The 11655-nt window shown below is 53.8% G+C and carries 13 protein-coding genes and 2 pseudogenes; 7 read left to right on the top strand and 8 right to left on the bottom strand.

Annotation, left to right across the window (positions count from 1 at the left end; genetic code table 11):
• Positions 1 to 203: 203 nt before the first annotated feature.
• Positions 204 to 545: a hypothetical protein gene (locus CAGGBEG34_RS07560; protein ID WP_042688354.1), complete on the bottom strand. Its 342-nt coding sequence runs from the start codon at positions 543 to 545 to the stop codon at positions 204 to 206.
• On the opposite strand from CAGGBEG34_RS07560, the pseudogene minC reads away from it, so the two are divergent.
• The 5 genes and pseudogenes from minC to mnmA all read left to right on the top strand — a co-directional run bounded on the left by minC (position 544) and on the right by mnmA (position 4721).
• Positions 544 to 1289 (top strand): annotated as a pseudogene (gene minC, locus CAGGBEG34_RS07555) (septum site-determining protein MinC). The gene CAGGBEG34_RS07560 and the pseudogene minC sit on opposite strands and share 2 nt — an antisense overlap.
• A 126-nt stretch (positions 1290 to 1415) precedes the next feature.
• Positions 1416 to 2231: a septum site-determining protein MinD gene (gene minD / locus CAGGBEG34_RS07550; protein WP_006683123.1), complete on the top strand. Its 816-nt coding sequence runs from the start codon at positions 1416 to 1418 to the stop codon at positions 2229 to 2231.
• 9 nt (positions 2232 to 2240) lie between these two features.
• Positions 2241 to 2494, top strand: a pseudogene (gene minE, locus CAGGBEG34_RS07545) (cell division topological specificity factor MinE).
• Positions 2475 to 3449: a signal recognition particle-docking protein FtsY gene (gene ftsY, locus CAGGBEG34_RS07540; RefSeq protein ID WP_006683121.1), complete on the top strand. Its 975-nt coding sequence runs from the start codon at positions 2475 to 2477 to the stop codon at positions 3447 to 3449. Before minE ends, ftsY begins: the two are co-directional and overlap by 20 nt.
• 204 nt (positions 3450 to 3653) lie before the next feature.
• Positions 3654 to 4721 carry a tRNA 2-thiouridine(34) synthase MnmA gene (gene mnmA / locus CAGGBEG34_RS07535; RefSeq protein ID WP_006683120.1) on the top strand — a complete coding sequence of 356 codons (1068 nt, stop codon included), beginning with the start codon at positions 3654 to 3656 and terminating at the stop codon, positions 4719 to 4721.
• On the opposite strand, the gene ppa is transcribed toward mnmA, so the two are convergent.
• Positions 4714 to 5238 (bottom strand): inorganic diphosphatase, encoded by a 525-nt coding sequence (ppa, locus tag CAGGBEG34_RS07530; RefSeq protein WP_006683119.1) that lies wholly within the window; start codon positions 5236 to 5238, stop codon positions 4714 to 4716. The genes mnmA and ppa overlap by 8 nt on opposite strands.
• Before the next feature lie 186 nt (positions 5239 to 5424).
• On the opposite strand from ppa, the gene CAGGBEG34_RS07525 reads away from it, so the two are divergent.
• A complete protein-coding gene (locus CAGGBEG34_RS07525) occupies positions 5425 to 5670 on the top strand; it encodes a CCDC90 family protein (RefSeq protein WP_006683118.1) in 246 nt (81 codons plus the stop codon).
• Between the two features lie 73 nt (positions 5671 to 5743).
• On the opposite strand, the gene xerD is transcribed toward CAGGBEG34_RS07525, so the two are convergent.
• Positions 5744 to 6685, bottom strand: coding sequence for a site-specific tyrosine recombinase XerD (gene xerD, locus CAGGBEG34_RS07520; protein WP_006683117.1), 942 nt, complete (start codon positions 6683 to 6685; stop codon positions 5744 to 5746).
• A gap of 15 nt (positions 6686 to 6700) precedes the next feature.
• Between xerD and tsaE the strand changes: the two genes are divergently transcribed.
• On the top strand, positions 6701 to 7258 hold the full coding sequence (tsaE, locus tag CAGGBEG34_RS07515) for a tRNA (adenosine(37)-N6)-threonylcarbamoyltransferase complex ATPase subunit type 1 TsaE (protein ID WP_042688353.1): 558 nt from the start codon (positions 6701 to 6703) through the stop codon (positions 7256 to 7258).
• A gap of 76 nt (positions 7259 to 7334) precedes the next feature.
• Here the strand turns inward: tsaE and CAGGBEG34_RS07510 are convergent, their stop codons facing one another.
• The 5 genes from CAGGBEG34_RS07510 to CAGGBEG34_RS07490 form a co-directional block, all read right to left on the bottom strand.
• A complete protein-coding gene (locus tag CAGGBEG34_RS07510) occupies positions 7335 to 7637 on the bottom strand; it encodes an EscE/YscE/SsaE family type III secretion system needle protein co-chaperone (RefSeq protein ID WP_042688352.1) in 303 nt (100 codons plus the stop codon).
• A 17-nt stretch (positions 7638 to 7654) separates the two neighbouring features.
• Positions 7655 to 8905, bottom strand: coding sequence for a type III secretion system inner membrane ring subunit SctD (gene sctD / locus CAGGBEG34_RS07505; protein WP_006683115.1), 1251 nt, complete (start codon positions 8903 to 8905; stop codon positions 7655 to 7657).
• A 3-nt stretch (positions 8906 to 8908) separates the two neighbouring features.
• Entirely contained in the window at positions 8909 to 9586 is a 678-nt protein-coding gene (locus CAGGBEG34_RS07500) for a hypothetical protein (protein ID WP_006683114.1), read from the bottom strand.
• 65 nt (positions 9587 to 9651) lie between these two features.
• Positions 9652 to 10818: a type III secretion system translocon subunit SseC family protein gene (gene sctE / locus CAGGBEG34_RS07495; protein ID WP_006683113.1), complete on the bottom strand. Its 1167-nt coding sequence runs from the start codon at positions 10816 to 10818 to the stop codon at positions 9652 to 9654.
• A gap of 39 nt (positions 10819 to 10857) precedes the next feature.
• Positions 10858 to 11655, bottom strand: a 798-nt coding sequence (locus CAGGBEG34_RS07490) for a hypothetical protein (protein WP_203224862.1), incomplete at its 5' end; no start/stop codon positions are given.

Raw genomic sequence — 11655 nt, 5'->3', positions numbered from 1 at the left:
TTTTGTCCTCAGCCGCTTAAGGTGGTTTGGTATCCCCTCCTGCAAGGCGATACCGAGGGACCTACCCTCATCTTCTCTACAGTTGCGGTTGAGTACAAAGCTCAACCTCGTGGGCACAGGGACTCGTAGAAATAGAAAACGGCCAAACGGACCCGCGGCGGGCGAATGAGTTGCTCCAGGCCAAATGAGATATCGAAGACGTCTTATGCAAAATTGACGGCATCCGATTGATTTGATTTCAGTTTCCTATTCAGCGCTTCCAGCACTTGATTCCTATGGAAGTTTTTATGAAAAACATGCACCTTGCACTCTGGATGTTCTAAAAATTGCGTTTTATAGCTCTGGAGGGACGCATTCTCTAAAGACTGCCTCATAGACTGGAGCATACGCTGATTCGCGCGCATTTGCAGAGGACTTGCTTCAGCGCCCTTGCCGTACTCGTTGTACTGTCTTCGTCGGCGCGCCTCGCCAGCGCGGCTGTGCGAAACGCCTATCAGATTTAGAATACCCAATTTTGCAGCCAATTTCCCATTCGGTTCACTCATGCTGGAGCGCAAAATACCCTGTTTTGAACTGCGCCATAGCGTCTTTGACGCGCTGGTGCTGATCATTAAAACGGCGAACGTGGAGGCTTTAAGTCAAGCGCTTAAGCGCCGGTTCAACGCAACGCCCGCTTTTTTTGCGAACGATAGCGTCGTGATCGACGTGCGCCGCCTTGAGGCGGGCGCGCAGTTATCGATGGATGCGCTCACCGCACTCTTGCGTCAAATGCACATGTGTCCGATGGGCGTGATTGCCACGGATGCGCAGCGTGTATGGGGCCGGGGCAAAGCTGTCTGCCGCTGGTGGAAGAGCATGATTCAGACGCTGTAAAACCGCCGCGCGATCAAGCGCAGTCTTGCGCGCAAGCGCTTGAACACATGCCGCGGCGCGCGATTTCCGGCCTGCACGCTGCGACGCAGATGATCGACAAACCGCTGCGTTCCGGCCAGCGCGTCTACGCGCACGGCGATTTAATTGTGCTCGCGCCCGTGAGCCACGGCGCCGAAATCATTGCGGAAGGGCATATCCACCTCTACGCGCCGCTGCGCGGACGGGCCTTGGCGGGCGTGCACGGCAATTGCGCCGCGCGTATTTTCTGCGCTTCCCTGGAGGGGGCTGAGCTGATTTCTATCGCCGGCGTTTATCGGACGGGCGAAACTCGGCTGTCCGCGCATTTGCTGGGTCAACCGGTTCAAGTGCGTCTCTTTGAAGAGCAATTGATTGTGGAAGCTTTAAACTTAAATTAAAGCATTTTTCAGCGGCTTGCACTTGTCACTTCGTGCTCGCCGTATTATTCCATACTGTCTTCGCACTCGCGAAAGTAGCAAGCTCACTGAAAAATGCGCTAGAAATCATTTATCGGAACCCAGACGATGGCAAAAATTATTGTGGTGACCTCAGGCAAGGGCGGCGTCGGTAAAACGACCACGAGCGCGAGTTTCGCCTCGGGACTTGCACTGCGCGGCCTTAAGACGGCGGTGATTGATTTCGATGTGGGTTTGCGTAATCTTGATCTGGTGATGGGCTGCGAACGGCGCGTTGTGTACGATCTGATCAACGTGATTCAAGGCGAAGCCAATCTCAATCAAGCATTGATTAAAGACAAAAAATGCACCAACCTGTTCATTCTGCCCGCTTCGCAAACGCGGGACAAAGAGGCGCTGACGCAGGCGGGCGTTGCAAAAATCATGGATGAGCTGCGCGCGATGGATTTTGAATATATTGTCTGCGATTCACCGGCGGGCATTGAGTCGGGCGCTTTAATGGCGATGCATTATGCAGATGAAGCCATCATTGTGACCAATCCGGAAGTCTCATCGGTGCGCGATTCGGACCGCATTCTCGGTATTTTGTCTTCAAAGACAAAACGCGCGATTGAAGGTCGGGAATCGGTTAAAGAGCACTTGCTCATCACTCGTTACGATCCCAAGCGCGTGAATAACGGTGAAATGCTCTCACTTTCTGATATTCATGAAATCTTGAGGATTGAACCGATCGGCATAGTGCCTGAGTCAGATGCCGTGTTGCAGGCTTCAAATCAGGGCTTGCCGGCCATTCACCTCAAAGGCACCGAAGTGGCCGAAGCCTATCAAGATGTGGTGGCGCGTTTTCTGGGTGAAGAAAAAGCGCTGCGTTTTACCGAATACCGGCAGCCGGGCTGGTTTGCGCGCCTGTTTGGCAAATCATAAGGGGGCAGGATGTCGATGCTTTCTTTTTTCCTTGGGCCAGAAGAAAAAATACTGCGGCGGTCGCAAAGGAACGCTTGCGGCTGATTATTGCACATGAACGCACCGATCCGGCGCGCTCTGACTATTTGCCCGCGCTGCAGCGCGAACTGCTCGCCGTCATTTCAAAATACGTCAACGTGACCAATGAAGAGATCAAGGTTCACCTTGAGCGTCAAGAAAATATCGAAGTGCTAGAAGTCAAAATTGAAATTCCTCAAAGCTAAACCCAAACAACCTACGCCTGCCTCCGAAGGCGCGTGCCCTGCGCCGGACACCGCCGCGCCGCCAGGCTGGCGCGCGCGGCTTAAAAGCAGTCTGAGCAAAACAAACCGCGCGCTGATTCATTTATTCTCAGGCGCGAAGATCGACGAGTCTTTATTTGAGGCGCTGGAAGATGCGCTGCTGATGGCGGACGCCGGAGTGGCTGCGAGCGGTTTTCTGATTCAGGCATTGCGCCAAAAAGCGCGCGCCGAGCATATGGGCGATGGGGAAGCGGCGCGGGCCGCATTGCGCGCATTGCTCGCCGAACTGTTGCAGCCGCTGGAGCGGCCATTGGCCTTCGATGGGCCGCCGCCGCGCACGATATTGATGACGGGCGTCAACGGCGCCGGTAAAACAACCAGCATTGGCAAACTCGTGCATTATGTGCAGCGCCAGCGCAAATCGGTCTTGCTCGCGGCGGGCGACACCTTTCGCGCCGCCGCGCGCGAACAACTGATCCGCTGGGGAGAACGCAATCAGGTCCATGTCATTGCCCAGCAAAACGGCGATCCAGCCGCGGTGATTTTCGATGCCGTCGCTGCCGCGCGCGCGCGCGGAATCGATGTGCTGATTGCCGATACCGCCGGACGACTGCCCACCCAATCGCCCTTGATGGAAGAGCTGAAGAAAATCAAGCGCGTGATGGGAAAGGCGCTGACGGGCGCACCGCATGAAGTGTTCCTGACCATTGACGCGAATACCGGCCAGAACGCCCTCGCCCAAGTCCAAGCATTTGACGCCGCGCTGGGTTTAACCGGCCTGATCGTCACCAAGCTGGACGGCACCGCGAAAGGTGGCATCCTGGCCGCGATTGCACGCGAGCACCCCGTGCCAGTGGTCTTCACCGGCACAGGCGAGCAAATAGACGATTTACAACCATTCTGCGCAAAAGCCTATGCGCAGGCGCTGCTGGCTTAAAGCAGCGTTACAGATGCGTTTCTGGCTCGCCATGAAAAAAGCCCGTTCTTCCTATTAGGAAAACGAGCGTGTATTTAGGATAAGTTAAACGATGGAGTCAAGCTTATTTAAAGGTTGATGCAACGCACTGTTTGGTATCGTGCTGATGTCTATGCAGGCCTTAGACAATCTCTTCACAAAAATATCATATATTTCAAGGGTTTAATGAAAAAACGCATCATTGTCGGCATGTCAGGCGGGGTGGATTCGTCCGTGAGCGCCTGGCTGCTCAAGCAGCAAGGGCATGAAGTCATGGGCCTGTTTATGAAGAACTGGGAGGAAGAGGCGCATTGCGCAGCGCGTCAGGACTGGATTGATGCCGCATCGGTTGCCGATCTGCTTGGAATGGACATCGAAGTGGCCAACTTCGCCGCTGAATATAAGGCGCAAGTATTTGCAGAATTTCTGCGTGAGCACGCCGCGGGGCGCACGCCGAATCCGGATGTCTTATGCAATGCGCGCATCAAATTCAAAGCCTTTGTTGAACATGCGCTCGCGCTCGGTGCGCAAATGATTGCAACTGGCCACTACGCGCGTATCCACCGCCCGGCCCAAGGCGGCATTGAACTGCGCAGAGCGTGTGATTCCACAAAAGATCAAAGTTATTTTCTGCATCGGCTAAACCAGGCACAACTCGCGCGCGTCTGCTTTCCGCTCGGCGCGATGCAAAAAGCGCAGGTGCGCGCAATCGCCGCGCGCATTGGCTTGCCCAATGCAGCAAAAAAAGACTCCACCGGGATTTGCTTTATCGGCGAGCGGCCTTTCCGTGATTTCCTAAGCCGCTATCTGCCGCGCGCGCCCGGCCCCATTAAAACGCCTGATGGACAAACGGTTGGCGAACATATCGGGATGGCATTCTACACGCTTGGACAAAGAAAAGGAATCGGTCTGGGCGGCATCCGGAACGGAAACGGCGCGCCCTGGTATGTAGCGCGCAAAGACAGCGCCCAAAACACGCTGTATGTCGTTCAGGGGCATACGCACCCCTGGCTGAACCGTGATTCGATTGATCTGGAAAACGCGCGCTGGATTTCCGGCGCGCCGCCGCCCGACGGTTTTAGATGCAGCGCAAAAACACGCTACCGGCAAACGGATGCGCCCTGCACGTTGATACGCACCCACGAGAACCGTTTCACGCTCCATTTCGATCAACCTCAATGGGCCGCAACGCCTGGACAGTATGCTGTGCTATATCATGGAGAGCGTTGTATCGGCGGCGGCGTGATTACCTAAAATTCTCAATCCCGTCCAGAATCTCCCGATGCGCCGCCTCAACCCCTTGCCAGCCTCCGACGTTGACCCATTTGCCTTTTTCAAGCGCTTTGTAATGGGTAAAGAAGAATTGAATCTGTTCTTTTAAATGCGCGGGCACATCGTCAATGGTCTTGAGATACGCGGTGGCTGGACAAATGTGGTCAAGCGGTGCTGCAATCAGCTTTGCATCGACGCCGGATTCATCGTTCATCTGCAACAGGCCGAGCGCGCGCGCTCGGATGACTGCGCCCGCCAGGATCGGGAATGGCGTAATGACCAGCACATCCACCGGATCGCCATCACCCGCGCGCGTATGCGGGATAAAGCCATAATTCGCCGGATAGCGCATTCCAGTGCCGATAAAACGGTCCACGAATAGCAAGCCAGATTCCTTATCGGCTTCATATTTCACCGGTTCGCTTTGTGCGGGAATTTCGATGATGATATTGAAATCGTGCGGCACATTTTTGCCAGCGGGAATACGCGAGAAATTCATACCTCTTTCTGAAGAGTGCAAGCAGAAGTGAATGAGGGCATTTTAGAGCATTTTTCATTTAAATCACATCCAGCGCAGCTATTTTAGAGCTTATTTCAGAGCTGCATAAAAGCCACCAGATATGAACGTTAATGACTATCCGTCAAGTGCCGCAGTGATAGAATTCGGGGTAAGGAGAACTGATTTATGGCACACGCCGCATTTGACACCCTTGAATTCGTCGATGAACTTGAAAAATCTGGCATTCCTGAAAAACAGGCTAGAGCCTTAGCTGCGGCTGTACGAAAGGCACATGAATCCTCAGACCTTGCCACTAAGGCTGATTTGCGTGAGCTTGAATTGCGTCTTTCTGGTGAAATGAAGCTCCTCAAATGGATACTAGGGTTCATCGCTGCGGGCGTTGCATCCTTGGTGCTTAAAGCATTTTTCTGACTCACGCCGCCACCTCCCCGAAGCGTTTCTGAATAAAGGCAAGGCTCTTTCCGGTGATAAGCGTTGCCTGCGTTCAACCTCGCGGATGATGCTTGGCATGCAGCGCCGTCAAGCGCTCGCGGGCAATATGCGTATAGATTTGGGTCGTCGAAATATCGGTATGCCCCAACAGAAGCTGCACGGCGCGCAGATCAGCGCCGTGGTTCAGTAAATGCGTTGCAAACGCATGCCGCAGCGTATGCGGAGACAAGGGCGCGGTCACCCCCGCCGCGCGCGTGTAACGCTTGATCACGTTCCAGAATTGCTGGCGCGTCATGCCCGCGCCGCGCATCGTGATAAAGAGCGCGTCCGACGTGCGCGCCTTCAGCAATGCAGGCCGCGCATCCCGCAAATAACGTTCCAGCCAGCCGCGCGCTTCTTCTCCAAACGGCGCAAGCCGTTCTTTCGCTCCTTTGCCGAGTATGCGCACCACGCCGTCGTTCAAACTGATTTCAACCGTTTTCAGCCCGATCAATTCGGATACGCGCAGACCGCTCGCGTACATCAATTCGATCATCGTCCGGTCTCGCAGACCCAGGGGTGATTGGATATCTGGCGCTCTGAGCAAAGCCTCCACCTGCGCTTCAGAAAGATGCGATGGAAAACGCGGCGGCTGTTTGGCGGCGCGGATTTTCAGCGTTGGATCCACCGCGATCCGGCGCTCGCGCAACGCCCATCCGAAGTAACGCCGGAACACGGATAGGCGTCGGTTGGATGAGCTTGCCTTTCCGGCGCTGCGCGCCGCGATATAGGCGCGCAATGCGGCGGTCTCAGTCGAATCCAGGGCAAGGCAGTGCTTGTGCGCAAGCCAGGCCGCGAAAAGCCGCAAATCGCGCCGGTAGGCATCGAGCGTGTTCTTGGCCAGGCCATGCTCAAGCCACAGTGCATCGCAAAATGAATCGATGGCTGCCAGACTGATGGTCAGCGGCGCAGACGGATCGGAGAATGCAGGCTTCATTGCGCCGGCTTTATTCATTGGATTTGGAACTGTATGTCTCTATTGACACCCAACCCGTTGCTTAAACGGCAGCTCATCTTACCTGAGCTCGCCGCGACTGAACGCTTGGGCCAATGCTTCGCGCAGGCATTCACCTCCCTGTATCATGCTGGCGGCTTCACAGGGTTGCGCATCTATTTGCACGGCGAACTCGGTGCGGGGAAAACCGCACTGGCGCGCGCCGCGCTCCTCGCGCTTGGGGTCAGCGGGAGAATCCGCAGTCCGACTTATACGCTAGTCGAGCATTATGCGCTTGAACTGCTGAGTCCAGTCTCGAACACATTGGACACTCTGGATATTTATCATTTTGACCTCTACCGTTTTACGCATCCAGAGGAATGGACTGAAGCCGGTTTTCAGGAATATCTGGCCGCACGCGCACTTTGCCTGATTGAATGGCCTGAACGGGCTGGAGGTCTGCTGGGCGCGCCAGACCTCGCCCTTATGCTTGAGGTAGAAGGTGACGGACGGCGCTTGACTGCGGATGCATTTAGCCGAGCAGGTCAAAGAATACTCGCTCAATGCTTCAGGCGTTTCGCACAACCGCACTAGCAAGGCGCGCAGACGCAAATAGTCCAGCTAGTACGGCAAGGGGCGCTGCGCCGACCAGCGCGGCTGTGCGAAACGCCTATGCTGATGAAGCGCCGCCTGCCCTGTGTTTGAGCCCGCTCTGTACGAAAGAAGATTCCAAAGAAGGGAGGTGATGGTAAATATTCCAAACAGCGTCAATCACCGCCTGTGCGTATTCAAGGGCAGCGCATTGCCAAAGGGTATTGCGGCGCTGCTCTTTCTGTTCTGTTGAGGAAGCTTGTTGCAGATATGCGGCAAGCCGCGCCCTTTCCTCACTGAGCTGGCGAATGAGGCTGGCCCGATAAGTCCCTGCGTGGTCTTCAAATAGACGATTTTCCAATGATGTGATGCGTTGGAACATGTTCTATCAAATGACTTCTACAATCCAAGCGGCAAATGCACCCATTCCCCTTCCTTGCGCAGTTCGATACCGTTTTGGTCCAGTTTCGTGACCATATATCCATTGGGCAAAGTGCTGCCGGTCTGTATTCTCATCCCATTTGAGAGTTTTAAAAAGGCAGCGCGCTGATTGCCGCTGAAACTGATAATTTGAGCTTGATCCGGGAATATTGCAGCCTCAAGCTTTGCTGCGGGAATATTCTGATAAATCACGCGAATCTCATTGCCCCGCGCCTGCTGCCAGCGTTCCAGCGCCTGACGCAACTGCGGTTCGCGCGCGTCAAGCACTTGACCGGTCACCATTAAACTATCGCCTTGATAGGCCACGCTTAATTGTTCAAACAGGTTTTGCTGACGCAGCATATCGATTAAATTGACGATCATTGCCTCTGTATCATTGCGGACCGTCCAGGAACTCAGGCCAGGCAACTGGTCCAGTTGCTGACTCGCGGAGGCCCACTGCGCATCGTCCGATATATTGCCCGAAATAATGACGGATCCCGGCGTTTGCCCCGCACTCACCTGGGCATAGCGATATCCGTTTGCACGCAGAATATAGGTTACGCCGCGCCGCAGCTCATCTTCGCAAACCACCTGATTCCGGTACACAATGCCAGCCTGGATTAATGTATTCAGATAAGGGGATAAATCAGCCGCCTCATGGCATAGTCCAGTCAGCGTCAATACGCCCGTTTCGTCACGGTCTACCCGTATCTGGTCAAACTTCATCCGCAGCGCCTGCTGGTAGCCTTGCAGATCGAATAGGCGATGATGGTTAGGCACGGAGGCGCGTAAATCCCGACCCGCCTGAAGCATCACAGCCATTAAACCGGTGATCATTGTGCCCGGCAACGCAATTCCCCACAAGCGGAACAAGCGGATTCCGTACCGGCGGCTTTTGATGCGCGGCAAGGGCGCATCTTCGCCCGCGCGCGCAATACTAAGTTCGCCCCCCCCCAGATCAAGCCTTTGATGCGCGGGTATATCCGCCTCCTCACCTTTGAGGCGACGGCCATTGATCCTGCAGCGCACGCGCAGCATCCGCAGCCGGACGCCTTGCTCAGACACCCGCAATACACAATGCTGGCCTGGCGCTTTGGGCAAAGCAAGCTGTACATCACACTCCGGCGTATCACCGAGGGTGATATCGCCGTTTGGTAAATGCAGACTCTGCCCCGCCAAAGGGCCTGAGTGAAAGATAAGCTTCCAGAAAAAACGGGGGGGCATCATGTTCTACACGATTGGAGTCTCAAAGAGCCTGCCGAAGCTCCGGTATACGTCCGCAACCATCATATTGATCTCCCGGAACTGGCCTGACATCTGCTCGCCTAAATTCCATTGCTGCGACTTGATCCCATCCTGAACAGGCAAGAGCTGGCCTTTGGTAGCGGCTTCGGCTTCCAGGATCTGCGCCTGGGTACGTTTGCCCGCCTGCGACGCCTCTGTACTACTTGTAATAATATTGCTTGCGCCTCCTCCTACGCCGCTTGACAGCATTGCCGTTCCCAAAACAGCTTCTCCATTGCGCTTGAAGAATTTTGCGGCAGCGCCCCCTGCGACTGCAAATGCAATCGTTGCGCAGCCCGCGAAAATTTGAGCGGTACAAACCGTCTGTTTTGCGGAAAGTTCCTTCTCAGCGCTCGCTTTCCTCTGTTCCAGTGCATTGAATGCGTACCTCATATTTTCGCCTGCCAAGCGCGCTGCAGTCGTTAGAAAGGCATCGCGCATCAAGCTCACATATTCCCGTAGCTGCGACAGGATTTGACTGATCAGCGCGAGAATCGACTGGCCGCTGGATCGATGCAGGTTACGCTTTTCAGCCGGTTGCTCAGTTCCTTGGACATTCGAGCCGCTGTTTTGCCCAAACAAATACGCTTGCGGTATTTCCGTTACTGATATAGGTGCAGACATTGCCCTCTCCTCATCATTCTTTAAAATTTCTCTGTCTTTTATCCAGTGCGCGCATTATGGTTGAATCAGGCGGCCTGCGCAAGCGCATGCACCGCTCTCAACGAACTTCTAGTTAACATCTGGCTGCTTTGTATCAAAGCGGTTTGATCATTCCCAATCCGGATTGCATGTTCTTTTTCCTGCTTCAGCAGCTGATTGATCATCTCTCTCTGAATCGAGGTGAGCGTCTTTAAAAATTCACCTTGCGCCCGTAATTTCTTGCCTTGTGCTTCACTCTGGGCAATTTCATGCCCAATGACGCCATTTACAATTTTCTGCAATACGCTTAAAAGTTGATTGGTGACGCTTGTAATAATGTATAAGTGCCGTATAGAATTTGAAAATCGCGTTAAAAAGTCTTCGGCTGAATTTTGACCAGCGGATTGCGCAAGACGCTGCAATGCTTTAGCCATATTCCCTGTTACACGGATAGTGACCACTGGCGCGTTTTCCGCAGCCTCTGCAGCGGGCCTTGTTGTGGAGTTGACCGCGCTGTTCCGGCCGCCTCCCGCAGCGCGCGCCGCGCTGCCCGCGATCCGTGATCCCTGCAGCCATTCATAAAAAGCCCCCATCCCATTGATTACAAAACCAGCGATCGTGCACGCCGCTTGCGCAGCTCTGAGTTGATCACTGAGTTGATAAGCGGACGGATCATGACTGCCAAATGTCATGGTTTCGAGCAACACATTGCCCAAGCCAAGCATTCCCCCTGAGAGTAAAGCAACCCCGCTTGCGATCTTCAGCGGATTGCCTGAAACGATTCCCGTATAGAGCTGAACCGCGCCAGCAACAATCCCGGCTGCGCTGACAAAGAAATCAAACACAGTCGTTACAATCCCCCCATTACGCGCTTTTTCCTGCGCTTCGAGGAATTTCTGAACTTCCTGCGCGTAGAGCTCTAGCCTTTCATCCCGAAGCGCCCGTTCAGCCTGATGCATCCGCTCAAGATTTTGATCCATACTGTGCAGCAGTTCCCGGCTGAACTCCATCAGCTCCGCATAGATCGCATACACAAGCGCTGAAAGCGCCAGGCGTTGATATTTTGCAGGGTTGGCATGCGGACCCTTTTGTTTTTCTTGCGCAAGCGCCGCGCCCTCAACCCTCTTATTCTCCTGGGAAGGGAGCGCCTGCGCATTTGAGGGATTTGCCCAATATAGAAATTCTGGAGATATTGCGGGGCCAATGGCTGTCATGGTAGTGCTCCTCAGATTGCCTGATCTTTATCCACTGCCTCAGGTTCTTAAATTCGCAATAATTGCAGAGAGCAAGCTAAATAAAGTTTTATTTAAATTGCTCACCATATTTGACTCATTGATCGATTCTTGAGTCACTTGCTGAAGTTGGGTTTGCTGTTTCGAGCCGACATCCTTCGATGCGATGGCCTCCCCGCTGAGCTTCTGCTGGAGCTGCAAGACCAGATATTTTGGAAGCCCCCTTTCTTGATGGGCGGGGTCAACATTTTTCACTGTCCAACCCAACTGGTTCCAGAGACCCTCGCTTAAGCCACTACCATGCTTTTTGTTCCAGTGCACAGGGTTAGGATCCCAGTCGTTCCATTCCACTTTTTCCGCAATCTCTCTGGTTTCCGTTTTCCCCTTCAGCCACTTTTCAAGCGGCATCCCTTCAATTTCGATGTTCTTGATTCTCGGATCTTTGAGGTATTTGAGAAATTCTTCGTCCTCCTCCCAATTCCATAGCGCATCATCTTTCAAACGGGCCTGGTCGGTCGATACATGACTCGCCGCATCTGTCAACCTCCGCGTCTCGGCATTCTGCGCCTCCATTTGACTGTCTAATACCCACATCAGTTTTTCCGACAGATCGCGCATCTCGGAAACCCTCTGAATCAACATCATCCAAACATTCTTTCGGTGTCCGGTATCTGAAGCAGGCTCATTTTCTTGAACTGAAGAAACAGATTGGGAGGATAATGGCGTGACATTGTGTTGAGAATTTGTACCACAGCAAAAGCTCTGAAGCATTTTAGAACTCCTATTAAAATTAAACAGACAAGCCAAACAAATGCGGAT

This window comes from Candidatus Glomeribacter gigasporarum BEG34 (assembly GCF_000227585.1).
Lineage (GTDB): Bacteria > Pseudomonadota > Gammaproteobacteria > Burkholderiales > Burkholderiaceae > Glomeribacter > Glomeribacter gigasporarum_B.
This window is presented reverse-complemented; position numbering and strand designations above follow the sequence as displayed.

Bases quoted from the DNA above. Each gene is read 5' to 3' on its own strand.
- sctE (WP_006683113.1), bottom strand. From the start codon at position 10,818: ATGACAGCCATTGGCCCCGCAATATCTCCAGAATTTCTATATTGGGCA.
- CAGGBEG34_RS07500 (WP_006683114.1), bottom strand. From the start codon at position 9,586: ATGTCTGCACCTATATCAGTAACGGAAATACCGCAAGCGTATTTGTTT.
- xerD (WP_006683117.1), bottom strand. From the start codon at position 6,685: ATGAATAAAGCCGGCGCAATGAAGCCTGCATTCTCCGATCCGTCTGCG.
- mnmA (WP_006683120.1), top strand. From the start codon at position 3,654: ATGAAAAAACGCATCATTGTCGGCATGTCAGGCGGGGTGGATTCGTCC.
- ppa (WP_006683119.1), bottom strand. From the start codon at position 5,238: ATGAATTTCTCGCGTATTCCCGCTGGCAAAAATGTGCCGCACGATTTC.
- sctD (WP_006683115.1), bottom strand. From the start codon at position 8,905: ATGATGCCCCCCCGTTTTTTCTGGAAGCTTATCTTTCACTCAGGCCCT.
- minD (WP_006683123.1), top strand. From the start codon at position 1,416: ATGGCAAAAATTATTGTGGTGACCTCAGGCAAGGGCGGCGTCGGTAAA.
- CAGGBEG34_RS07510 (WP_042688352.1), bottom strand. From the start codon at position 7,637: ATGTTCCAACGCATCACATCATTGGAAAATCGTCTATTTGAAGACCAC.
- CAGGBEG34_RS07560 (WP_042688354.1), bottom strand. From the start codon at position 545: ATGAGTGAACCGAATGGGAAATTGGCTGCAAAATTGGGTATTCTAAAT.
- tsaE (WP_042688353.1), top strand. From the start codon at position 6,701: ATGTCTCTATTGACACCCAACCCGTTGCTTAAACGGCAGCTCATCTTA.
- CAGGBEG34_RS07525 (WP_006683118.1), top strand. From the start codon at position 5,425: ATGGCACACGCCGCATTTGACACCCTTGAATTCGTCGATGAACTTGAA.